Here is a 1,886-nt window from a genome sequence, read left to right as displayed (position 1 = left end):
GGGGCGAGGGCCCCGGGCCGCTGGGTTCTGTCGGTCGGACGTCGCGGCCGGAGGCCGCGGCGGGTCAGAAACCGTCCGAAACAGCTTCGCCGCCGTCCCGCGTGGAGAGCGCGCCCCACACGCCGTAGGGGCTGCGGCCGCGGATGACGTTCGCCTCGGACATCCCCTGCGTGGTGGCGTTAATCGTCTCGTTGATGCTCTGCACGGAGCCGTCGCACATCACCACCTGGACGATCCCGGGGTGATAGCTGCCGGCGGAGATAATGGCGTCGTTCCACGGGGAGCCGTCGTGGGAGCAACTCGGGCCGTTCGGCGGCAGGATCGCGGTGAACCCGGTGGCGAAGCCGCCCCACTCAACCCACGTCTCGCCGCGGTTGGTGATGGGGGCGCCGGCGGGATAGCGACCGGGGTTCGCCGGGTCGGTCGCCGCCTCCACGCAGGCGCTGGGGTTGGCGAATCCGTCGTTCTCGCCGGACAACACCGTGAGCGCGGACACGTCGCGCATCACGGCGCCCTGGTGGGGCGCAGACCCGTTGTTGCGGCCGATCTCGGCGAACAGCATCGTGCTGACGGTGCCGTCGCGGGCGTCGGAGAGGCCGAACCAGCCTTGGCCCATGAACATCCCGCGGACCACGCCGAGGCGGTTCGAGTTGGCCCGCTCCAGAACGCCGGACGCGTTGTCGCCCCAGTTAACCGCGTAGTTCGTGTCCGCCGCGTCGCGGGGCGTCGTGCTGTCGGACGGGCAGAGGATCGTCGCGATCTGCGTCTTGAACGGGGGATAGTTCTGCTGCTGATCCCAGTGGTTGAACCCGAACGGGGGGACGTCCGGCACGCCGTCCTTCGGGTCGGAGTTGTCGTACGGGGCGTTCATCGCGTTCCACAGCGCCGTCTGGTCCAGATACGGCAGCAGCATGATGAACGCGCTCAGTCCGCCGTCCGTCGCGTTCGCCGGCACGGAATCCGGCTTCCGGTAGTTGGCCGCCCAGGCTCCCCCGGCGGGGAACTTTTTCCAGGTGCTGTGATAGTTGTGGGCCGCCAGGCCGAGCTGCTTGAGGTTGTTCTGGCACTGGCTTCGCCGAGCCGCCTCACGGGCCTGCTGGACGGCGGGGAGCAGCAGGGAAACGAGGATCGCGATGATCGCGATCACCACCAGCAGTTCGATCAGCGTAAAGCCGGACCGGGCGGCGGACGGGAACGCGCTGCGTGGCGTGCCGGCGCGGCGGGGGGAGGAAAGCATCGTCTGGGACCTCAGGAGGAACGGGAGGTAAGGGCGGCGGATGGCAAAGGAACTTAGCTGGAAAAGCGTGTCCATGCGGACATGGAGAACGTGTCACAGGCCGCGAGGTGACGGTCAATCTTATGTGCCGGTTCCGTTTCGTGTCATCCCCGAGAGTGCGTCAGATTGAAAAGTACCGGGATCTTCGGTACGAAACGGCCGTCGCGGCGGTTCCGACCCCCTGCCGGACGCCTGCTTCGCAATCTCCAGATCTCGCTCGGATCTCCTCGTGTCGCCGTTCGCCCGTCTCCGCCCCGTTCTGACCGTTCATCTCATGGTCGTCCTCGCTCTCGCCGCGGCGGGCTGCGGCGGCGTGCCGGAGGGGGAACTGGAGAGCGGTCCCGCGTTCGAGACGTCTCCGGAGGGGGGACGCATCACCACCCCCGGCGCCGCCCCGGAAGAGCCCCGCGGTGTCGGCGAGTAGCGGCGGGCGTCCCGGGCCGCCGGGACTTGCAAGTGGATAAGGCGCCAGGGCAGAACTGCCCGCCGGCGCCACGTCGGCCGCGTCGGGGCGGCCGGAAACCTTCGGGGGCGGAGGCCGCCTGAAGCGTGCTGATTCTGCGGCGGGGGACGGTTCTGCGGGGCGTTCGGTGTAGCGGCGGGGGGCGGT

At 69.2% G+C, this 1,886-nt stretch carries 2 protein-coding genes; one reads left to right on the top strand and one right to left on the bottom strand.

Annotated elements, in window-relative coordinates; translation table 11 throughout:
* Nucleotides 1-64: 64 nt before the first annotated feature.
* Nucleotides 65-1,237, bottom strand: coding sequence for a DUF1559 domain-containing protein (locus ACG2DA_RS22640; RefSeq protein ID WP_395258945.1), 1,173 nt, complete (start codon nucleotides 1,235-1,237; stop codon nucleotides 65-67).
* Nucleotides 1,238-1,550: 313 nt separating this feature from the next.
* Here ACG2DA_RS22640 and ACG2DA_RS22635 point away from each other — a divergent pair, with 313 nt between their 5' ends.
* The gene (locus ACG2DA_RS22635) at nucleotides 1,551-1,700 is read left to right on the top strand and encodes a hypothetical protein (RefSeq protein WP_395258943.1); all 150 of its coding nucleotides are present in this window, start codon (nucleotides 1,551-1,553) and stop codon (nucleotides 1,698-1,700) included.
* Nucleotides 1,701-1,886 lie beyond the last annotated feature (186 nt).

The sequence above is a fragment of the Alienimonas sp. DA493 genome (assembly GCF_043951915.1).
Classification (GTDB): Bacteria; Planctomycetota; Planctomycetia; order Planctomycetales; family Planctomycetaceae; genus Alienimonas.
The sequence above is the reverse complement of the archived record's forward strand: the minus strand, read 5'-3'. Positions and strand labels throughout refer to the sequence as shown.

What these genes read in the sequence shown, in the direction of transcription:
- ACG2DA_RS22635 (WP_395258943.1), top strand. Translation starts at nt 1,551, where the DNA reads ATGGTCGTCCTCGCTCTCGCCGCGGCGGGCTGCGGCGGCGTGCCGGAG.
- ACG2DA_RS22640 (WP_395258945.1), bottom strand. Translation starts at nt 1,237, where the DNA reads ATGCTTTCCTCCCCCCGCCGCGCCGGCACGCCACGCAGCGCGTTCCCG.